This is a genomic window from Streptomyces sp. NPDC096048 (assembly GCF_044763415.1).
GTDB lineage: Bacteria > Actinomycetota > Actinomycetes > Streptomycetales > Streptomycetaceae > Streptomyces.
In genome coordinates, this window is sequence record NZ_JBIWGG010000005.1 from 435,288 (window position 1) to 453,935 (window position 18,648).

Sequence of the window (18,648 nt, forward strand, 5' to 3'; positions counted from 1 at the left end):
GTGGACGGCGGGGGAAGAGGCCGGCGGCGGGGCCGTGCGGCAGCGGCGGCGCGAAGGACCAGCCGGCGCGCGGGGCCGCCGTCCTGAAATCCGCGGTCTTGCCCGGGCACCGGGCCGGTGTGGCACGCTCGGCATCGGCCGGGCTGACGCGCGCCGGTCGACGGCAAGGAACGTCGGCGGGCCCGGGCTCGGGTCCGGCACCACGGAGAGGCGACGGCATGCGTATCGGACTGCTCGGCACCGGTCCCTGGGCGGACATGGCGCACGCCCCCGCCCTGCGCCGGCACGACGGACTGGACTTCGTGGGCGTGTGGGGGCGCCGCCCGGACGCCGCCAAGCAGCTGGCGGACCGGCACGGCACACGCGCCTACGACGACGCCGACGCCCTGCTGGCGGACGTGGAGGCCGTCGCCATCGCGCTGCCACCGGCCGTGCAGGCCGAGTCGGCGGTGCGCGCGGCGCGGGCCGGGTGCCATCTGCTGCTCGACAAGCCGCTCGCGGCGACGGTGCCTGAGGGGCGGGCGGTGGTAGAGGCGGTGCGTGCGGCGGGCGTCGCCTCCGTCGTCTTCTTCACCGCCCGGTTCCAGCCCGAGACCGAGGCGTGGATTGCCGAACAGGCCGCCGGGGGCGACTGGTTCACGGCGCGGGCGCAGTGGCTCGGCTCGGTGTTCAGCGGCGACAGCCCGTTCGCCGACTCGCCCTGGCGACGGGAGAAGGGCGCCCTGTGGGACGTGGGGCCGCACGCCCTGTCGGTGCTGCTGCCGGTCCTCGGTGACGCCCGGCGCGTGACGGCGGCGGCACCGGGCCCCGGGGACACCGTCCATCTGGTCCTCGACCACACCGGCGGTGCGTCGAGCACGCTCACGCTCAGCCTGACGGCGCCGCCGGCCGCGGCGGGCGCGACCGTGGAGCTGCGTGGCCGGGCCGGTGTGAGGCTGCTTCCGGAGAGCACGGACGGGCCGGTGCCCGCTCTGCTGCGGGCCGCGGACGCGCTTCTCTCCTCCGCCGGGGGCGGGCACCCGCACGCGTGCGATGCCGCGTTCGGCCTGCGGGTCACCGAGATCCTCGCCGAGGCCGAGGCCCTGCTGAGCGACCGGCGGTGACCGCGGTCAGCCGCCGTCAGCCGCCGGCCCGCTCCTGCTCGAACGGCTCGTCGCTCCACCGGAACCAGGCTCTGTCGCCCTGGATGTGCAGCAGGAACTCGGCGACCGGACCGTCGGGAGAGACCAGCCGCACGCGTCGTTCGATCTCGGCGTAGACCGCCTCCCACTGGGCCCAGTGCCCCTCGTCGTCCCGTTCCGCCAGGGCGAGTTCGCAGGTGAACAGGTCCTGGACGGTGGCGAACGCCGGGCCGGCGCGGAACCGGCCCGACAGCCAGGGGAAGTCGGCGTCGTCGATCAGGATCTCCCCGACCTCAGCGTCGGTTTCCCCCTCCCCCGTGTCCGGCGCCCCGCGCACGTGCCAGATCTCGCCCTCGAACCCCACATCGCCTCCGCGCAGGCCGTTGATCGCCGTGCCGGACAGCATGCCACCCGGCACTGACAACGACCCCGGGCCGGGCGCGGGCGCGGGCACAGGCGTAGGCGCAGGCGCAGGTGCAGACGGCTACCGGTCGGCCGCCACCGGATGGAAGTTGATCCGTTCCCGCACGATCGGGTAGCCGGCCTTGGCGAAGTTGGCGGCCATGGGATGGTTCCCCCGGTCGGTCGCGGCGGAGACGAACTCCGCGCCCCGCTCCACCAGGAAGTGGGTGCACTCGGCCAGCAGGTCGTAGGCGTACCCGTGCCCGCGGTGTTCCGGCAGCACGCCGATGAAGCCGACGCACGGGCCGGACGGGTTGTGCGCGGGGATGTGGATGCCCGCGAGTTCGCCCTGCGGGGTGCGGGCCAACCGCCACCACTCCCGCGGTGAGGGGCACCAATTGAAGAAGTCGAGTTCCGACTGAGCGGCCTTGTCGAGCCCGCCCTCCTCGATGTCCATGAGCGCGTGGGCGTCCAGGGTGACGGAGTGGATGCGGCGCAGCGCTTCGAAGAACACCGCGTCGTCCGGTTCGGGGCGGAAGTCCAGACGGCCGGGCCGCTCGGGGAGTCCGCACTCCGGCGTCCACCGGTACAGGAGGCGTTCGACCAGAAGGTCGTACCCGGCCGTCCGTGCGGCGCTGAAACGTGCCTCGGCGGCGGCGCGCAGGGCGGGGTCCTCGCGCCAGGTGGCGGGCGGGTTGAGTTCGAGTTCGACCTGCCAGGGGGCGGTGCTCAGGAGTTCGGCTCCCGCCGCCTCCTCGCCCTCGGCCACGTCGAACCAGTTGAGGATGACGGGTTCGGTGTCGTCGGGGCCGCCCCACCAGGCGCCGCGGGCGACGACGGCGCCGTCGCGCAGGGCGACCCGCTTCCAGTCGGGGCGGTGGTGGGTGAGCCGGTGGCCCTCACGGGCGCCCAGCGGGTCGGGCAGGGTGTCGAAGAGATGGGCGTCGCTCGCGTCGAGCGCGCGGATGACCAGATCGGTCATGGATTCCTCCGGGATGCGTCATGCGTGGCGCGCTCCCGGTGTCAGTCGAGGTACGCCGGGACAACGGGGAGGGAGCGCGGAAGTGAGGTGAACTGCACGGCTCTGCCCTCCTTCCGTCGATCTCGGGGCGTGGCCAGGACAGTACCGGGTGCCGTGCGAATGCGGCCACCGGTTTTCCGGCGTGGATTAAACGCGCCTTAAACGGCGGTTAAGCGTTCCCTGAGCGGCGTCGGCCACCTCAACTCCGAGCTGGAACAACGCGATTGAGGGTGGCTGGGGAAGGTTGGCCGGGCCATCCGTCGTGCGTACCATCGGCGCACGTCGTGAGAGCGCTCTCAGACGCCTGTCCCCCATCTGTCATGTCCCGATCACTATGGAGACCCCCCACATGACTCCCCGTCACCAGCGTCCAGTCGCCCGCCGCAAGCTCCTCGTCGCCCTCGGCGGAATGGTCGTGGCCGCACCGGTCGCCGCCGCCGTCGCCCCGCACGCCCTCGCGGGCGTCGGCTCGGACGGCTCCTCGGCCGGCCCCGGCACCAAGGCCGCCGGAGCCCTGCCGCTGACGATCGTCAACGGCACCGGCTCCTTCGGCAACGGCGACGTGCACGTCTACATCGTCGGAAACGTGGACGGCCGGCAGGTGCGCGTCACCCCCGAGGGCACCGTCGCACCCGTAGCCCTCTCCGACAACGGCGCCGACGGCTACACCGACTACGCGATCAGCCTCGCCGGCAGCGGTGAGACCAAGCTCAGCCTGCCGTACCTCTCCGGCCGGATCTACGTGTCCCTCGGCGGGAAGCTGAAGTTCAAGGTGGTCGCCGACGGCGCCGGAAACGCCGCGTTGCAGTACCCGGCGGGCTGGGTCGAGTCCGACCCGAACTATGGAGTGCTGCACGATTGTGCGGAGTTCACGTACAACTCCTCCGGGATGTTCTGCAACACCACCATGGTCGACATGTTCAGCGTGCCGCTCGCCATCCGGCTGACCGGTGCCAAGGACCAGACCACCGGCACCGTGCGCGCGGGCGGACGGGCGGACGTCTTCGCCGCGCTGCGACAGATCGAGGAGTTCGCGCCGCTGGTCGTGGACGACACCCGCGTGATCGCCCCCGGCCACGGACTGGACGCCGGTCTGTTCCCCAAGGAGTACCTCGCCCCGTACATCGACGAGGTGTGGAGCACTTACACCGGCAAGGACCTGAGGATCACCACCAACGCCGGCACGTTCACCGGCCGGGTGCGCGGGGACCGCCTGACCTTCGACGGGCCCGCCCAGGTGTCCTTCGGCAAGCCGTCCACCCGGGACGTGCTGTTCTGCGACGGCGCCCTCGCCGCGCCCAACGACGGCACGACCGGTCCCGTCGCCGCGGTCCTCGGCGCCGGCTTCAACCGCTCCACGCTGGTCTCCTCGGCCGACCAGCCGGCGACCGACCCGGCGACGTTCTACGGGACCGCGCTGACCAACCACTACTCCAAGGCGGTGCACGCGGCCACCGAGGACGGCAGGGCGTACGGCTTCGCCTTCGACGACGTGGCCGACTTCGCCTCCTACATCCAGGACACGGCCCCCACCGGGTTCAGGCTGACGCTCACCGCGTTCTAGACGGGGACGGGGCGCCCGGCGTGCGGGAGGGCGGGCGGCGTAGGAGCGTGGTGGTGTGCGAAAGGTGTCGGCCCTGCCACCGCGCCGGGGCGAGGACCGGCGGAGCTGGCTGAGCGGGGCTCCGCCACCCCGTTGGGTGCGGGTGCTGCCGCCGGTCCTCGTCGTGGCGATCTGCGCGGCGACGCTCATCAGCCACGACCCCCTCGACATCGGCTTCCTGCTGGGCGCCATCCCGCCGCTGGCCGTGCTGTCCTACAGCCCGCTGGCCACCGCCCTGCTGGGCGGCGTGGTGGTGGCACTGCTGAACATCCCGGCCTTCCAGCTCGACCGGCCGGGCGACACCGACCTGCTGACCGTCGTCTTCGTCGCCGGGCTCAGCGTCTTCGTGTCCTTCGTGCGCAGTCGCCGCGACACCCAGCTGGGGCTGGAGCGCACGGTCGCCGAGGCCGCGCAGCACGCCGTCGTCCCCCCGCTGCCCGAGCGGGTCGGGGCGGTGCGCTGCGCGGGGCTGTACCGGGCGGCGCAGCGCGGGACGCTCGTCGGGGGCGACTTCTTCGACGTACGGGACGGCCCCTTCGGCGTACGGGTCGTGACGGGCGACGTGCAGGGGCACGGGCTGTCGGCGGTGTCGACGGTCGCCTCGCTGCTGGGGGCGTTCCGCGAGGCGGTGCTCGACCAGCCGGATCTCGCGTCGGTGGCCGGGCGGCTCGACCGGAGACTGCTGGTGGACTCGGCGGAGACGCGGCACGCCGAGCTGTTCGCGACGGCCGCGCTGCTGGAGTTCTCCGCCGACGCCCTGGAGGTCCGCGTCGTCGTCTGCGGCAACCCGCCGCCGCTCCTGCTGCGGGGCGCCCGGGCCACGGAGCTGGAGGTCTCGCCGTGGACGCCGCTCGGGCTCGGGCTGGCGGACGCCGGCGCGATCGAGGCGTGCACGGTGTCCCTGCGCCCCGGCGACCGGCTCTTCCTCGCCTCGGACGGGGTGGTCGAGGCCCGGGACGCCGAGGGCGCTTTCTACCCGCTGGCCGACCGGCTGACCGCCTTCGCCGACGAGGACCCCGCCGTGCTCCCCGACCGTGTCTGGGCCGATCTGGTGCGCTTCTGCGCGGACGTGGACGACGACGTCACGATGCTCGTCCTCACTCCTTCGCCTCCGGCGACGGCCTGAATCCCGTCGGTCTCCGGATGCGGGCGCCGCTTCCGCATTGAATGGTGTTATCGGGATATTCGGGACCGACAACAGCACGGCACCGAAGCAGCGATCCGGATCCGAGGAGCACTGATCATGTCGACGTCACAGCCCGACGCCTCCCGCCCGTCCGAAGCACGCGCGGGGAACGACCGCGCCACCCCGGACAACCTGCTCCACACCCGTACCGGCACCGAGGTGTCTCCGGAGGACATCGTCCTCGCGGCCGGCCGGGACGTCACCCCGAAGAACCTCGAATGGGCCAGGCGCAAGCTGGACGAGGAGGGCCCCGCCGCCCTCGACAAGCTCCTGCCCTGACCGGGCGGCCACCGGGCGTCACATGGCCCGGACCGGTGCGGGCGGCACCGGTCCGGGCCATGTGACGCGTGAGCGCGCCCGGGCGGGTCAGGAGGCCCGGGCGGGGGCCTCGGCCCGCGGCGGCCGGGGGCCGAGGCCCCCGCCCGGGGGCTGCGATCCGGCCCGGTACGGCCGGCGCCCCTATCGGTCGTTCTCCCCGTCCGGCAGCGCCGTCTCGTCCTCCACGACGTGCATGGCGGCCTCCTCGGCGCCCGCCGCTCCGCAGTCGATGCCGACGTCCTCGGCGACGGTCTCCTTCGTCGTGTCGGTGCGTACCCCCTCGTCGGGTGCGACCAGACGGCCGGAGCGTTCGGTGCCCGCCTCGGGGTCGACCGGTTCCCCGTCACCGCCGGGTGTGTCGCCCACGCCGTCCCCGGCGGGCGCCGACACGTCGGGCACCTCCTGGGACAGCCGCTCGTCCAGGGTCTCGCCGTCGTGCTGCTCGGCGGCCGTGGTGCCGTGCTTGGTCACGCCGAGGGGCTTCTCCGGCGGGGAGTAGCCCTCGTCGAGCGTGTCGTCGTAGGTCCGCTCGTCGACGGCGTCCTGGAGGTCGAGGGGTGCGGCGTCCTCCTGCTCCTCGTTGGTTCCGGTGGGCTGGTAGACGTCGTCGGCCATCGGGTCCGTGCCCATCGCTGCCTCCCTCTCGCGCTGCGTCGGCTCGTTGGTCCGGGTGTGCGGTTCGCGTTTCCCGATACGCGATCTTTAACCCGCTCCCGGTCCGGCGTCCTCACCCCCGGGGTGCGACGCGGATGCTCAGGTCGGTGATGCGGTGCGGGCTCCAGTCGCGGGCGTAGCCGGGCGGGGTGCCGCCGGGGCCGGTGACGTCGGCGACGGGGATGCGGCGGGCGGTGTCCACGATCTCGGCGGCCGTGATGTTCTCGTTGTTGCCGCTGGTGGCACCGGAGGAACAGCCCGTGTAGTAGCCGATCGGGATGGACTCGTGCCCGGTGATCAGACACGGCGGGCGGACACCCAGCCGGTGCAGCTCGTCGGCGACGCGGGCCCAGTCCTCGCGGCTTTCGACGTTGCGGTCCACGGTGCCCACGAGGACGGCGAACTGCACCGCCAGGTGGCCGGCCAGCGCGAGCGCGACGAGCGACACGGCCACCGGACGCCATCGGCCGCGTACCGTCCCGACCAGGTGCCACAGCGCCACGGCGACCGGGACGGCGAGCAGGGCGTAAGCGGGCTGCAGGAAGCGGGGCGCCGCGTAGCCGATCATGAAAAGGTAGGGCAGCGCGGCCGTCACGGCGCAGGCGAACGGGACCAGTGTGCGGGCGGCGCGCCGGGCCCGGACGGCGACGGCGGCTCCGAGCAGGGCGACGGCCGGGAGGACGATCCACCACAGGGTGACCACCGGGTGCGGCATCGGGCCGGTGCACGGACGGCACAGGCCCCGTCCGCCCAGGCTGCGCATCTGGTCGTCGACGGCGAAGTTCCAGCCGAGGCCGCCCTGGATCTCGGACGCCCTCGACAGCCGCTCCCCGAGGCCGCCGTACCAGCCGTACGCCTCGATCACCCACTCCACTCCCCCGGCCGCGAGGCCGCCGACGAGGGCGAGCAGCAGCGGCCACTGGCGGCGCGCGAGGACGAGGACCAGCAGAGGCAGGGTCACCCAGACCGCGTCCGTCGGGCGCATCCACGCCATCAGCGCGGCTCCGGCCACCACTCCCCACAGCGCGGCCCGCCGGGACAGCCCCTGCCGGGCCCGCAGGAAGGAGCCGACGCAGATCAGGGCGCCGATGGCGACCCAGTAGTTGGGCATGGCCTGCGGACCGTAGAACAGGGTCACCCACAGGGTGGCGAAGAACGCGCCGGCCGTCGCCAGGACGCGGGCCGGGAAGAGACCCTTCCAGGCCCGCAGGGCGAGGTACAGGCCGAGGCCGGACAGCACGGCGAGGTAGACGCGCAGCAGTTCGGTGGACGACGACCAGGACGCGACGGGCGCGACCAGCAGGGAGACGCCGCGGGAGCGCGGTGCGCTGAAGAAGGCGGCGGGGTGGTGGGAGGTCACCTGGCTGACGTACACCGTCTCGTCCCAGCCGAGGCCCATCCATGGGTGGACGAGGACCAGCTGCAACACGGTGAAGACGGCGGCCACCGCCGCGATCAGGGCGTCACCGCGCAGGCCCCGGGGCGTGCCGGACGCCGTCGTCGCCTCGTCCCGGCGTCTGCCGGCGAGCATGGCGTTCGCGCCGTCGGCCATCGTGCACCCCTCACCCCCGCTCGTCGCGGGTCCGCTCGTTCCTCACCTCCTGCCGCCGGGGGCGGGAGCCCGGAAACCCGGAAAACAAGGTCAAACTAACCCGCGGGCCACGCAAGCGCAGGGGGGAAGTCGGCCAGTCGCACTGTCTCGTTCCTCCCCCCCCGCCCCACTTCGCGGTCGGCCGGTCAGTGGGCGTTGGGGCGGCGATGCGGGGGCTGTTCGGGGGTGGGGCGCCGTTTGGGTGCGGGGACGGGGCGGGTGACGGGACCGTCCCCGTTCACGGTCAGCGCGCTCCCGTGGTGATGGATGGTCAGGGGCGCGCCGTCCAGCAGGGTGTACGTCGCCTTGTCGGCGCCGATCTCCACGCGCAGGCACCGGCCCCGGAACTGGAGCCGGAAGGCGAGGCGGCTGAACTTCTCGGGCAGGCGCGGCGTGAACCGGAGGCTGTCGCCGTCCCGGCGGGTGCCGCCGAACCCGGCGACCAGCGCCATCCACGTACCGGCCAGCGAGGCGATGTGCAGTCCGTCGCGGGTGTTGTGCTCCAGGTCCGCGAGGTCCATCAGGGCGGCCTCGGCGGCGTAGTCGTAGGCCAGGCGCAGGTGTCCCGTCTGGGCGGCGACGACCGCCTGGCAGCAGGCGGACAGGGAGGAGTCCCGTACGGTCAGCGGCTCGTAGTAGGCGAAGTTGCGGGCGATCTGGTCCTCGTCGCAGTGGGCGTCGAACCAGCTGCCGCAGGTGTACATCGCCAGCACGAGGTCGGACTGCTTGATGACCTGCTTGCGGTAGAGGTCGAAGTAGGGGAAGTGCAGCATCAGCGGGTACTGGTCGGCGGCGGTGGCGGCGAAGTCCCAGCGCTGGTGACGGGTGAAGCCCGAGTGCTGCTCGTGGACGCCGATCTCCTCGTTGTAGGGGATGTGCACGGACTCGGCGGCGTCCCGCCAGGCGGCGCTCTCCTCGTCGTCGACGCCGAGCCGCGCGGCCTCGTCCGGGTGGCGTTCGCACACGTCGGCCGCGGCGAGCAGGTTCGAGCGGGCCATCAGATTGGTGTACGTGTTGTCGTAGGCGATGGCGCTGTACTCGTCCGGGCCGGTGACGCCGTCGATGTGGAAGACGCCGTGGTGGTCGTGGTGTCCCAGCGAGCGCCACAGCCGGGCCGTCTCCACCAGGAGTTCGAGGGCGGTGTCGCGTTCGAAGTCGGTGTCGCCGGTCGCCGCCGTGTACCGCACCGCGGCGTGCGCGATGTCGGCGGCCACGTGGAACGCGGCCGTGCCGGCCGGCCAGTACGCGGAGCCCTCCGAGCCGTCGATGGTCCGCCACGGGAACGCGGCGCCGCGCAGCCCCAGCTGGGTGGCGCGGTCCCGGGCGGCGGGCAGGGTGTCCCGGCGCCAGCGCAGCGCCTCGGCGACGGCCTTGGGCTCGGTGTAGGTCAGCACGGGCAGCACGAACATCTCCGTGTCCCAGAACGCGTGTCCGTCGTAGCCGGAGCCGGTCAGTCCCTTCGCCGGGATCGCCCGCTGCTCGGCGCGGGCTCCGGCCTGCAGGACGTGGAACAGGGCGAAGCGCACGGCCTGCTGGATCTCTTCGTCGCCGTGCACCTCCACGTCCGCGCGCGCCCAGAAGTCGTCGAGGTAGGCACGCTGTTCCGCCACCAGTCCGTCCCAGCCGCTGTGCGCGGCGGCGGCGAGCGCGGCCTCGACCTGGTCGCTCATCGCGGGGCGGGAGCGGGCGCCCGACCAGCCGTGGGCGACCGTCTTCTGCACCCGCAGCCGCTGTCCCGGCGCCAGCACGGAGGTGATGGTCAGCCGGGCCACGTCCGTGTTGCTCTCGCTGCTGGTGGTGATCTCCCCGGAGGTGTCGACGACGTGGTCGGCGGCCACGGCGACCCTGAGTCCACTGCGCCGCGTCCGGTGGACCAGGCGCAGCCGCGAGCCCACGGCGAGGTCCTCCTCCGGCTCCAGCGGGGACTGGAGCGCCTTGGCCGTCCGGGGGTCGCCGTCCGGGGAGGGCAGGCTCTCGTTGGTGACCAGCTCCGACTGGATGACCACCCGGGTCCGGCTGTCGACGGGCTCGACCTCGTACTCCACGGCGGCGATGGCCCGCTGGGTGAGGGAGACCAGCCGGGTGGAGCGCACCCGGATGGTCGTACCGGCCGGGGAGGTCCACTCGCAGGTCCGCTCCAGCACGCCGCGTCGCAGGTCCAGGGTGCGTTCGTGCTTGACGAGCCGCCCGTAGCGCAGGTCGAAGGGCTCGTCGTCGACGAGCAGCCGCAGCAGCTTGCCGTTGGTGACGTTGATGACGGTCTGGCCGGACTCGGGGTAGCCGTAGCCCGCTTCGGCGTACGGCAGCGGGTGCAGTTCGTAGACGCCGTTGAGGTAGCTGCCGGGGAGGCCGTGGGGCTCGCCCTCGTCGAGGTTGCCGCGCCAGCCGATGTGCCCGTTGGACAGGGCGAAGACGGACTCGCTCTGCGCGAGGAGGTCGAGGTTGAGGGCGGTCTCGCGCACGGACCAGGGCTCGACGGTGTACGTCCGGTTGGTGATCACGCCTGGCCTCCCAGCTCGGCGAGGTCCTTGACGACGCGGTCGGCACCGTGGGCGTACAGCGCGTCGGTCTGGCCGACGCGGTCCACGCCGACGACGTAGCCGAAGTGCCCGGAGCGTCCCGCGTCCATGCCGGCCAGCGCGTCCTCGAAGACGGCGGCGCGGGACGGGTCGACGCCGAGGTCGCGGGCGGCGGCCAGGAAGGTGTCGGGGCGCGGCTTGCCCGGCAGCTTCCGGGTCCGGGCCACCACGCCGTCGACCCGCACGTCGAACAGGCGCTCGGCATCGATGGAGTGCAGCACGTCCTGCGTGTTGGCGCTGGAGGAGACGATCGCGGTGGCGAGGCCGGCGGCGCGGACCGCCTCGATGTAGCGCAGCGTGCCCTCGTACGGCTCCACGCCGTCGGTGCGGATCTTCTGGAGGAGCAGTTCGTTCTTGCGGTTGCCGACGCCGTTGACGGTCTGCGCGTCCGGCGGGTCGTCGGGGTCCCCGTCGGGCAGTTCGACGCCTCGGGAGGCGAGGAAGGAGCGCACCCCGTCGGCGCGCGGGCGGCCGTCCACGTACTCGGCGTAGTCGGAGTCGGTGAAGGGGCGGAAGTCCGCGCCGTCCCGCTCGCGCAGGAAGGCGTCGAACGTCTCCTTCCAGGCGGCGGCGTGCACCACCGCCGTCCTGGTCACGACCCCGTCGAGGTCGAAGAGGCAGGCCTGGATGTCGTCGGGAAGTCCCAGCTGCGTCGTCATAGCCGAGACAGTTCCCCGCCGGGGCGGGTCCGATCAGGTGACACACTCTGCGGTGTGCCGCTGACTTTCGACGACCTTCTCGACCGGGCCCGCTCCCTGCCGGGCGGCGGGCGGCGCGCGATCCTCGGCATCGCCGGAAGCCCCGGCGCCGGGAAGTCGACGCTCGCCGGCCATCTGGTGCGGGAGCTGAACGGGACGGGCGAGCCGTGGGTCGCGCACGTCCCCATGGACGGCTTCCACCTCGCCGACGCCGAACTGGACCGCCTCGGCCGCCGGGACCGCAAGGGCGCGCCCGACACCTTCGACGCGGCCGGGTACGCGGCGCTGCTGCGCCGGCTGCGCGAGGAACCTGACGACGAGGAGGCGGGCGGCGAGACCGTGTACGCGCCCGGCTTCGAACGCGTACTGGAGCAGCCGATCGCCGGGGCCGTGCCGGTGCCGGCGACGGCACGGCTGGTCGTGACGGAGGGCAACTACCTGCTGCTGGGGACCGGCGCGTGGGCGCGGGTGCGCTCCCGGCTCGACGAGGTGTGGTTCTGCGAGCCGGCGGAGACGGAGCGGATCCGCCGGCTGGTGGCGCGGCACGAGCGGTTCGGCAAGTCCCACGAGGACGCGGTCGCCTGGGTGCTCGGCACCGACCAGCGCAACGCCGACCTGGTCGCCGGGACCCGGGACCGCGCCGACCTCGTGGTACCGGCGGGGGCGATGCCGGGCGCGGACGGAGGGAGTGGGCGGGACCGGCCCGGTGCGTGACGTCCGGGTTTCCGGCGGGGGTGGGGCGTCACCGTGTGCTCGTCCTCGACCGGACGTTCGACGGCGTCGATGCCGCCCGTTCGGCCACGTCGCCACTCGGTCGCGCGTCGGCGTCTCTCGGTCGCGCCTCGGCGTCACTCGGTCGCGCGTCCGCGTCACTCGGTCGCGCGTCCGCGTCACTCGGTCGCGCGTCCGCCGTCGGTGGAGCGCGGCTGGGACTCCGCGTGCGGGAAGCCGACGGCGCTCACGTGCGGCATCACGCTGCTCGCCACGCGGTAGCGGCCGTTGGGCACGTCGTCCGACTCGGTGATGTGCACGGCCAGCGGGCCGGCCCACTCGTATCCCTGCCGTTCGGCGTGCCGGGCCAGGCTGTCGGTGAGCACCTGGCCCACCCGGCCGTCGCGGCGCGCCAGTTCCTCGTGGACGACGCCGGCGAGTGCGACGTCGTAGGCGTTGGGCACCATGACCCGCCCCTCGGGCGAGACCACGGCGTTGCTGTCGCATTCCGTGCGCAGGGCGTCGAGGAGTTCGACAGGGTCCCTGTCGAAGACCCGCGCCCACAACGCTTCCCAACCGTTTTCCAGGACCTTCTCCAGCGCGCTGATGGCGCCCATGCGGTACTCACCTGCCGGGTGTTCTCGGGGGTCGGCCGCCCGGGTGCGGCGCGGGCGCCGCGCGGGTGTCGGGCGGTCATTCCTCGTCGTAGTCGGCGGGGCGGACGTGCGCCTCCTCCAGGGCCTCGCGCATGGTCCGGCCGGTGCCACCCGGCGGGCGGGGCGCCTCCTCGTCGCGCTGCTCGAGAACGTCGTCGGTGGTGTCGGTCTTCGGCCGGTTCTCTTCCGGGACGGTCATGACGGCGGCTCCTCGTCCGTAGTGTGGCTTGCTTCCGTGACGGCGGGTTCCCGGACAGGCCCGTGCTATCCCCCCGCGGGCGCGGATGCCGTTTCGTGCGGGGCGGACGACGGCTGTGGGGCGGGGCGGATCTGACTCCCGAGCGGGGCGGTGTCCGGTCCGGGGCGGGGTGGATTCCGGCCCTCGCGGGCTCAGGGGCGGCCCATGACGCCGTCCTGATGGAAACAGGGGGTGAGCTATGTTGACCTCCGTGGGAGACAAAGGAGGCGGATCCGTGCCATCGCCGCAGCAGGCACGTGCGCAGGCTTCGGCGATCACCTCGGGGCGGGCGGTCCCGGAGACGGAGGTCTCCCCCACGACCCGGCTCAGGACGCTGTTCGACCGGCCTCGCCTCTCCCCGGGCCAGCGGCGCATCGCGCAGTACCTCATCGAGCACCTCACCGAGGCGGCGTTCCTGTCGATCACCGACCTCGCCGACCGGGTGGGCGTGAGCCAGCCCTCGGTGACGCGGTTCGCCTCGGCGGTCGGCTTCAGCGGTTACCCGGCGCTGCGGGAGCAGCTCCAGTCGATCGCGCTGGGCACCCGCGGCGCCGCTCCGGCCGAGGAGAACCGGGGCAACGAACTCCAGGCGGCCGTCGACGCCGAGATCGAGAACCTGGAGAACCTGCGGCGCGACTTCGCCGACGCCGACCGGGTGATCGACGTCGGACGGAAGCTGGCCGCTTCCGCGCCGCTGACCGTTCTCGGGCTGCGCATCTCCGTCTCGCTCGCCGAGTACTTCGCCTACGCCGCCCGCCGCGTCCACCCCGACGTGCGCCTGGTGACCCGGGGCGGCACCGTCGCCTACGACGCCCTGCTCCAGTCCCGGGAGGCGGGCGGCACCTGGGTGCTGGCCTTCTCCATGCCCCGGCACGCCCACGAGACCCTGGGCGCCGTCCGGGTGGCACGCGGTGCCGGACTGAAGGTGGCGTTGATCACCGACCTGGCGCTCGGCCCCCTCGTGGACGAGGCCGACGTCACCTTCGCCACCGGCACGGGGTCCCGGCTGGTCTTCGACTCCTACGCGGCGCCGGGCGTGATGTGCGCGGCGCTGCTCCAGGCCATGACCGACGCCGATCCCGAGCGGACGCAGGCCCGCCTGGAGGAGTACGAGCAGGTCGCCGACCAGCACCAGTTCTTCCTCCGGGACTGAGCCGGTCCCGGTTTCGGTCCCGGTTTCAGGCCCGGTGTCCGGCCCCGAGTTCCGGACCGGCAGGGCAATTGGTCGGCGCAGACGGGGGCCATCCCCGTCAAAGCAGGCATGAATGTTTTCATACGCCTTGCAAAGCAGATGGCATATATAAATACTGCTCACGGATCGCGACCCGGCCGCCCCGGAGCGCGTCCACACCTGCGCGAACATCCCTGGCCGCCGGCTCCTACCCGCTCCGGCGCACCCGGGGTGTTCCGCCGGGCATCGCCTGCGCGAGCGCCCGCGGCGGTCCCGGTCGTCCCCTGGACCGGGACCGCCCCAACCGTCGCCCCACCCCGTCGACGCCGCACACCCCGGAAGCGATGATCATGCCCCTGACGACCACGCGCATCAGCCCGGACTGGCCGTGCCAGGTCAAGACGCCCGGCAGCTACGACTGGGAACGCTCGGCGGCCAAGTGGCTGCGCGAGCTGGTGCCGGCCCGTTACGCGGGCTACCCGGCGCTGATCCGCCATCCCGTGCTGCTCGCCCGCCATGCGCAGATCCAGGTCCAGCACGAGATCCGGGTGGCCCGCACCGCCCTGCAGACCGCCCGGGCGGACCTGCCCCGGCTCGGCCTGCCCGAGTCGGTCATCGAGCACACCATCAAGCTGTACGCGGCAGAGGTCCTGCAGTTGCAGCACATCGCGCGCAGCGTGCGGGCGGTCACCGACGCACTGGCCGAACGGGGCACCGCCGGACGCTGACCCGCCCTGTCCTGTGCTGTTCCGGGTTGCCCCGCATGGGTCCAGTCTGTCCCGTACGGTCCCGGCCCATCCCGTACAGTCCCGTACAGTCCCGGGCTGTCCCGCACGGACCCGGGCGAGACCGCACGGACCCGGGCGAGACCGTACGGATGTCGACCGAACCGGCCGCGTCCCCGTCGGCGCCGGTCAGTCCACCGGGTGCCCCGGCCGGATGGTGTGGGCGTCGGCCAGCCGCAGCAGCCGTCCGCCGGCCGTCTCCCGCCCGCCCCACTCGACCGGGTCGAGCACGAAACCGACGTGATCACCCCCGGCGGCCCGCTCCACCACGCGGCCGACGAACCACGCCTCGGCGTCGTCCAGCACGACCGCCCCGCCGTACCCCTCACGCCAGCCGACTTGCCGGAACTTGTCCACCCGGTCGCCGGTCTGCCCGCCGAAGATCTCGGCCGTCCCGCGCTGGTCGCGGGCGAGCAGATGGACGGCCAGGACGTCGGCGGACCGTGCCACCCGGAAGGTCCGGTTGACCTCGGAGAGCCATACGACGAAACGCACGGGGTCGAGGGAGCACTGCGAGGAGAAACCGACCAGGCAGCCCGCCCGTTCCCCGTCCGCCGCGGCCGTCACCACGCACATGTCCGGGTCCAGTCGGCCGAGAAACGCGTCCATGACGGCCATGCTAGGCGCCCTCCCCGGACGGGCTCATGCCGCGAGGAGGTGTCGCAGGGCCGTCCGCAGGGCGGTGACGAAGGAGTTCCGGCCCGCCTCGTCGAGGGCGTCCAGGGACAGGTAGGGGTTCAGGTCCTCCAGTTCGACCAGGAGCAGCTCACCGCCGGGCGCGCGGCAGGCGTCGACGCGCTGGATGCCGTGTTCGACGCCGTTCCAGTCGATGAACCGCCGCGCGAAGTCGAGGTCCTCCGGTGAGGCGTCGTACGGCTCCAGCCGCCAGCGCCGGTCGGGACGCGGCGCGTACAGGGCGTACTGGAAGTCGTGGTCGACGAAGTAGAAGGAGACCTCGTAGGCGAAGTCGACGCGCGGCTGGACGAGTATGTCTCCGGCGTCGCCGCGCACCGTCTCCCGTACGCGGTCCGCGGGCACGAACCGCAGGCCCACCGAGTCCGCGCCGAGCCTGGGCTTGACGACGTACTCGTCCGACGGGGGCAGCCGGTGCAGGTCCTCCGGCCGGCCGACGGTGGGGATGACCGGGTATCCCGCGTCGGTCAGGTCGATGAGGTATTGCTTGCCGGCCATGTCCGCCCGGCCGGTGAGCTGGTTGTAGACGCGGGTTCCGCGCTCGGCCGCGCGCTCGCGAAAGGCGTCGTGGGCGGCCTGGTACCCCAGCACGGGGCCGCTGTTGCGGACGACGACCGCGTCGAAGGCGTCCAACAGGGCGGCGGCCTCACCGGGGTGGCACAGGGCCAGGTCGAAGTCCTCGCGCAGACGGGAGGTCAGGAAGATGTCCTCGTCGCGGTAACGCCGACCGCGTGCCTCGTAGGCCAGGTCGGTGACGTACAGGATGCGGGGGCGGGCGGACGGCATGCGGAACTCCTCGGGGCTGACCGGAAGTGATCGTATGCGACCGGCGCAGCAAGGAAGCGAAACGTCGAGGGCACTCAGTTCCCTCTGATCACTGCACTGAGTGTCATGTGTGCCGGTGAGCTGCTACGTTCCCCTTCATGAGCTCCAGCAGTGCGGCGCCCCGCCGCGGGGACCGGACGGACACGGCGGGTATCCGGCCGCCGATGCGGGAGGCGCTGGTCGCGGCGGCCTTCCAGCTGTTTCTCGAACGGGGCTACGAGCAGACGACCGTCGACGACATCGTCGCGCTCGCCGGTGTCGGACGGCGGTCGTTCTTCCGCTACTTCCCCTCCAAGGAGGACGTGGTCTTCCCCGACCACGAGCGGTGCCTGGCCGACATGACGGCCTTCCTGGCCGCCTCCCCCGAGGACGCCGACCCGGTGACACGGGTCTGCGACGCGGCCCGGCTCGTGCTGCGCATGTACGCCGAGAACCCGGCCTTCTCGGTGCAGCGTTACCACCTCACCAAGAAGGTCCCCGGACTGCGGGCGTACGAGCTGTCGGTGGTGTGGCGCTACGAGCGGGCCCTCGCCGAGTACCTGCGCGATCGCCTGGGCGGGCGGCCGGACGGGATCCTGCGGGCCGACGTGATCGCGGCCGCGGTGGTCGCGGCGCACAACAACGCCCTGCGGTCCTGGCTGCGTTCGGACGGGCGGGACGACGCGGGCGCCGCGGTGGACCACGCGCTGGGGTACGCCCAGTCCACGTTCGGCGGTGCTCCCCTCGCGTTCCCCGACGAGGCGCCCGAGGACGTGGGGGTCGTGGTCTCCCGGCGCGGGACGCCCCTGTGGCAGGTCGTGCGGGAGGTCGAGACCGCGTTCGCCCGCGACTGACGGCCGACGGTCACGGCGTCACGGGTGCGGAATCGAGGGTACGCAGTGCCTTTACGAGTGACACTCAGTGCCATACGCTGTGGGGCGTGCACGGTGGCACGGCGAGCCGCGCATACGCGTGCCCGGGTGACCGCGCACGAGGGATTCCGGCCCGAGTGCAGGGAGTTGACCAGCGTGTACCACCACTCAGGAAACGTCGCTCAGCAGGCAGTCGGCTCCGCGACGGGCGTACTCGACCCCACAGCCCCGGACGCCGAGGCCGTCTTCTACCAGCGCTGCACCTGGTGCGGCACCGCCATGTACCACCGGGTGCTGTGCCCGGTCTGTCGCGGCAGCGACCTGCGGACCGAACGCAGCGAGGGCACGGGGACGGTGCGCCACGCCACGGTGGTGCACCGCAACACACCAGCCGCGCGCAATGTCTCCCTGATCGAGATGGCCGAGGGCTTCGTGCTGCGCGGCCGGGTCATGGGCCCGCTCATCGGCATCCACAGCGGCGACCGGGTGCGGCTGTCCACGGCCAAGGACCCGGTACGCGGCGAGCCCGTCTTCCAGCTGATCGACGAGCCGTACCGGGCCTGGACCTGAGAGCCGGTCAGCCCTCCGCGGGGGCGCTCCGCCCCGGACACCAGCGCGCCGGTGGGCACCGGCGTCCGTGTCCGCCGGCGGGCCGCCCCACCCCGGTCGACGGGGCGGCCTACTCCCCCGGATCACCGAGTCACTCCTAGGGCCTGTTGCGAAAGTGGAGTTATCGGGCTGGATGTGCTCTGCGGCAAGTACCGTTTCTTGTCAGGCTCGGGAGGGTCGTTGCCCCTGAGGACTGTCTGTCGCAATCGGGAGGCTGCGCAGTGTCAGTGCAGCCGGTGGGGGCAGCGGTTTGTTGGCCGGGTCGGTGCGGAACGACTGGAGCAGATAGGCCACCAGGCGCCGGGACGCTGCACCGTCATCCGGTAGGGCGGTCGCCAGACCGCAGTGTGCCAATAGGGCCACGGCGAGGTCGGAAGGGTGAAAATCGGACCGTAGCGCGCCCGACGCCTGGGCCCTGCGTACCAGAGTTGTGAAGTCCCGCTCGGCTCGTTGCCGGGACTGCGCGTGTTCCGACGCGGTTTCCGGGAAGGCCGCGACGAACGCGGCCGGGAACCCGCGTTCCTCCCGTTGCAGAGCGCAGACCGTCTCGACCAGCTGCTGGAAGCCCTGCCACGGGTCAGGGGCGGCCAGAGCCTCGGTGAGCGCCCGCGCGCAGGTCTCCATCTGCTGCGCGAACGCTCCTCTCACCAGGGCGTCCCGGGTCGGGAAATGCCGGTACAGCGTCGCCACGCCGACCCCGGCCCGTCGGGCCACGGTCGCCATCGGGGCGTCGATCCCGTGCTCCGCAAAGACCGCACGGGCGGCGACGAGGACGCGCTCTCGGTTGCGCCGGGCATCCGCCCGCACCCCGTCCCGGGCTGTGATCCGAGAGGATTCCGCCATCACTGTCTCTCGCTTCCGGTCCAAGCGGACGATTGCGTCCACTTAAGAGCTTACGGTCGATGCCAGATCCCTGTACGGCCCCCGGCGGCAAAG

20 protein-coding genes are annotated in these 18,648 nt (G+C 72.7%); 9 read left to right on the top strand and 11 right to left on the bottom strand.

What is annotated here, in order from left to right:
- Positions 1 to 218 precede the first annotated feature (218 nt).
- A complete protein-coding gene (locus ACIQ6R_RS16375; protein ID WP_404221959.1) occupies positions 219 to 1,103 on the top strand; it encodes a Gfo/Idh/MocA family protein in 885 nt (294 codons plus the stop codon).
- Positions 1,104 to 1,119: 16 nt separating this feature from the next.
- Here ACIQ6R_RS16375 and ACIQ6R_RS16380 read toward each other — a convergent pair whose 3' ends face one another.
- On the bottom strand, positions 1,120 to 1,485 hold the full coding sequence (locus ACIQ6R_RS16380; RefSeq protein WP_404222180.1) for a hypothetical protein: 366 nt from the start codon (positions 1,483 to 1,485) through the stop codon (positions 1,120 to 1,122).
- Positions 1,486 to 1,605: 120 nt separating this feature from the next.
- Positions 1,606 to 2,505 (bottom strand): GNAT family N-acetyltransferase, encoded by a 900-nt coding sequence (locus tag ACIQ6R_RS16385; protein WP_404178288.1) that lies wholly within the window; start codon positions 2,503 to 2,505, stop codon positions 1,606 to 1,608.
- Positions 2,506 to 2,893: 388 nt separating this feature from the next.
- Between ACIQ6R_RS16385 and ACIQ6R_RS16390 the strand changes: the two genes are divergently transcribed.
- From ACIQ6R_RS16390 to ACIQ6R_RS16400, 3 genes are all read left to right on the top strand, one after another.
- Positions 2,894 to 4,108 (top strand): glycoside hydrolase family 64 protein, encoded by a 1,215-nt coding sequence (locus ACIQ6R_RS16390; RefSeq protein WP_404221961.1) that lies wholly within the window; start codon positions 2,894 to 2,896, stop codon positions 4,106 to 4,108.
- Positions 4,109 to 4,163: 55 nt separating this feature from the next.
- Positions 4,164 to 5,273: a PP2C family protein-serine/threonine phosphatase gene (locus ACIQ6R_RS16395; protein ID WP_404221963.1), complete on the top strand. Its 1,110-nt coding sequence runs from the start codon at positions 4,164 to 4,166 to the stop codon at positions 5,271 to 5,273.
- Between the two features lie 117 nt (positions 5,274 to 5,390).
- The gene (locus ACIQ6R_RS16400; RefSeq protein ID WP_404178279.1) at positions 5,391 to 5,612 is read left to right on the top strand and encodes a hypothetical protein; all 222 of its coding nucleotides are present in this window, start codon (positions 5,391 to 5,393) and stop codon (positions 5,610 to 5,612) included.
- Positions 5,613 to 5,792: 180 nt separating this feature from the next.
- Here ACIQ6R_RS16400 and ACIQ6R_RS16405 read toward each other — a convergent pair whose 3' ends face one another.
- From ACIQ6R_RS16405 to ACIQ6R_RS16420, 4 genes are all read right to left on the bottom strand, one after another.
- Entirely contained in the window at positions 5,793 to 6,281 is a 489-nt protein-coding gene (locus ACIQ6R_RS16405; RefSeq protein ID WP_404221965.1) for a DUF5709 domain-containing protein, read from the bottom strand.
- Between the two features lie 97 nt (positions 6,282 to 6,378).
- On the bottom strand, positions 6,379 to 7,857 hold the full coding sequence (locus tag ACIQ6R_RS16410) for a hypothetical protein (protein ID WP_404221967.1): 1,479 nt from the start codon (positions 7,855 to 7,857) through the stop codon (positions 6,379 to 6,381).
- A gap of 185 nt (positions 7,858 to 8,042) precedes the next feature.
- Positions 8,043 to 10,397 (bottom strand): glycoside hydrolase family 65 protein, encoded by a 2,355-nt coding sequence (locus ACIQ6R_RS16415; RefSeq protein ID WP_404221970.1) that lies wholly within the window; start codon positions 10,395 to 10,397, stop codon positions 8,043 to 8,045.
- Positions 10,394 to 11,134 (bottom strand): beta-phosphoglucomutase family hydrolase, encoded by a 741-nt coding sequence (locus tag ACIQ6R_RS16420; protein ID WP_404221972.1) that lies wholly within the window; start codon positions 11,132 to 11,134, stop codon positions 10,394 to 10,396. The genes ACIQ6R_RS16415 and ACIQ6R_RS16420 overlap by 4 nt, the downstream gene beginning before the upstream one ends.
- Positions 11,135 to 11,188: 54 nt before the next feature.
- Here ACIQ6R_RS16420 and ACIQ6R_RS16425 point away from each other — a divergent pair, with 54 nt between their 5' ends.
- On the top strand, positions 11,189 to 11,887 hold the full coding sequence (locus ACIQ6R_RS16425) for a nucleoside/nucleotide kinase family protein (protein ID WP_404221974.1): 699 nt from the start codon (positions 11,189 to 11,191) through the stop codon (positions 11,885 to 11,887).
- A 176-nt stretch (positions 11,888 to 12,063) separates the two neighbouring features.
- Here ACIQ6R_RS16425 and ACIQ6R_RS16430 read toward each other — a convergent pair whose 3' ends face one another.
- Positions 12,064 to 12,501 carry a DUF3662 domain-containing protein gene (locus ACIQ6R_RS16430; RefSeq protein WP_404221976.1) on the bottom strand — a complete coding sequence of 146 codons (438 nt, stop codon included), beginning with the start codon at positions 12,499 to 12,501 and terminating at the stop codon, positions 12,064 to 12,066.
- Between the two features lie 76 nt (positions 12,502 to 12,577).
- Positions 12,578 to 12,739 carry a hypothetical protein gene (locus ACIQ6R_RS16435; protein WP_404178259.1) on the bottom strand — a complete coding sequence of 54 codons (162 nt, stop codon included), beginning with the start codon at positions 12,737 to 12,739 and terminating at the stop codon, positions 12,578 to 12,580.
- Between the two features lie 274 nt (positions 12,740 to 13,013).
- Between ACIQ6R_RS16435 and ACIQ6R_RS16440 the strand changes: the two genes are divergently transcribed.
- Both ACIQ6R_RS16440 and ACIQ6R_RS16445 read left to right on the top strand, forming a co-directional pair.
- The gene (locus ACIQ6R_RS16440) at positions 13,014 to 13,931 is read left to right on the top strand and encodes a MurR/RpiR family transcriptional regulator (protein ID WP_404178256.1); all 918 of its coding nucleotides are present in this window, start codon (positions 13,014 to 13,016) and stop codon (positions 13,929 to 13,931) included.
- Between the two features lie 362 nt (positions 13,932 to 14,293).
- Positions 14,294 to 14,677, top strand: coding sequence for a hypothetical protein (locus ACIQ6R_RS16445; RefSeq protein ID WP_404178253.1), 384 nt, complete (start codon positions 14,294 to 14,296; stop codon positions 14,675 to 14,677).
- A 186-nt stretch (positions 14,678 to 14,863) separates the two neighbouring features.
- Here the strand turns inward: ACIQ6R_RS16445 and ACIQ6R_RS16450 are convergent, their stop codons facing one another.
- Positions 14,864 to 15,352 carry a flavin reductase family protein gene (locus ACIQ6R_RS16450; protein WP_404221978.1) on the bottom strand — a complete coding sequence of 163 codons (489 nt, stop codon included), beginning with the start codon at positions 15,350 to 15,352 and terminating at the stop codon, positions 14,864 to 14,866.
- A gap of 24 nt (positions 15,353 to 15,376) precedes the next feature.
- The gene (locus ACIQ6R_RS16455; protein ID WP_404221981.1) at positions 15,377 to 16,213 is read right to left on the bottom strand and encodes a hypothetical protein; all 837 of its coding nucleotides are present in this window, start codon (positions 16,211 to 16,213) and stop codon (positions 15,377 to 15,379) included.
- A 137-nt stretch (positions 16,214 to 16,350) separates the two neighbouring features.
- Here ACIQ6R_RS16455 and ACIQ6R_RS16460 point away from each other — a divergent pair, with 137 nt between their 5' ends.
- Both ACIQ6R_RS16460 and ACIQ6R_RS16465 read left to right on the top strand, forming a co-directional pair.
- A complete protein-coding gene (locus ACIQ6R_RS16460) occupies positions 16,351 to 17,085 on the top strand; it encodes a TetR family transcriptional regulator (protein WP_404221984.1) in 735 nt (244 codons plus the stop codon).
- 174 nt (positions 17,086 to 17,259) lie between these two features.
- On the top strand, positions 17,260 to 17,673 hold the full coding sequence (locus ACIQ6R_RS16465) for a Zn-ribbon domain-containing OB-fold protein (RefSeq protein ID WP_404178241.1): 414 nt from the start codon (positions 17,260 to 17,262) through the stop codon (positions 17,671 to 17,673).
- Between the two features lie 201 nt (positions 17,674 to 17,874).
- On the opposite strand, the gene ACIQ6R_RS16470 is transcribed toward ACIQ6R_RS16465, so the two are convergent.
- Entirely contained in the window at positions 17,875 to 18,555 is a 681-nt protein-coding gene (locus ACIQ6R_RS16470) for a TetR/AcrR family transcriptional regulator (RefSeq protein ID WP_404222183.1), read from the bottom strand.
- Positions 18,556 to 18,648 lie beyond the last annotated feature (93 nt).

Excerpts from the sequence above, each read along its gene's own strand:
- ACIQ6R_RS16375 (WP_404221959.1), top strand. The coding sequence starts at position 219 with ATGCGTATCGGACTGCTCGGCACCGGTCCCTGGGCGGACATGGCGCAC.
- ACIQ6R_RS16385 (WP_404178288.1), bottom strand. The coding sequence starts at position 2,505 with ATGACCGATCTGGTCATCCGCGCGCTCGACGCGAGCGACGCCCATCTC.
- ACIQ6R_RS16390 (WP_404221961.1), top strand. The coding sequence starts at position 2,894 with ATGACTCCCCGTCACCAGCGTCCAGTCGCCCGCCGCAAGCTCCTCGTC.
- ACIQ6R_RS16400 (WP_404178279.1), top strand. The coding sequence starts at position 5,391 with ATGTCGACGTCACAGCCCGACGCCTCCCGCCCGTCCGAAGCACGCGCG.
- ACIQ6R_RS16405 (WP_404221965.1), bottom strand. The coding sequence starts at position 6,281 with ATGGGCACGGACCCGATGGCCGACGACGTCTACCAGCCCACCGGAACC.
- ACIQ6R_RS16410 (WP_404221967.1), bottom strand. The coding sequence starts at position 7,857 with ATGGCCGACGGCGCGAACGCCATGCTCGCCGGCAGACGCCGGGACGAG.
- ACIQ6R_RS16420 (WP_404221972.1), bottom strand. The coding sequence starts at position 11,134 with ATGACGACGCAGCTGGGACTTCCCGACGACATCCAGGCCTGCCTCTTC.
- ACIQ6R_RS16430 (WP_404221976.1), bottom strand. The coding sequence starts at position 12,501 with ATGGGCGCCATCAGCGCGCTGGAGAAGGTCCTGGAAAACGGTTGGGAA.
- ACIQ6R_RS16435 (WP_404178259.1), bottom strand. The coding sequence starts at position 12,739 with ATGACCGTCCCGGAAGAGAACCGGCCGAAGACCGACACCACCGACGAC.
- ACIQ6R_RS16445 (WP_404178253.1), top strand. The coding sequence starts at position 14,294 with ATGATCATGCCCCTGACGACCACGCGCATCAGCCCGGACTGGCCGTGC.
- ACIQ6R_RS16450 (WP_404221978.1), bottom strand. The coding sequence starts at position 15,352 with ATGGCCGTCATGGACGCGTTTCTCGGCCGACTGGACCCGGACATGTGC.
- ACIQ6R_RS16455 (WP_404221981.1), bottom strand. The coding sequence starts at position 16,213 with ATGCCGTCCGCCCGCCCCCGCATCCTGTACGTCACCGACCTGGCCTAC.
- ACIQ6R_RS16460 (WP_404221984.1), top strand. The coding sequence starts at position 16,351 with ATGAGCTCCAGCAGTGCGGCGCCCCGCCGCGGGGACCGGACGGACACG.
- ACIQ6R_RS16470 (WP_404222183.1), bottom strand. The coding sequence starts at position 18,555 with ATGGCGGAATCCTCTCGGATCACAGCCCGGGACGGGGTGCGGGCGGAT.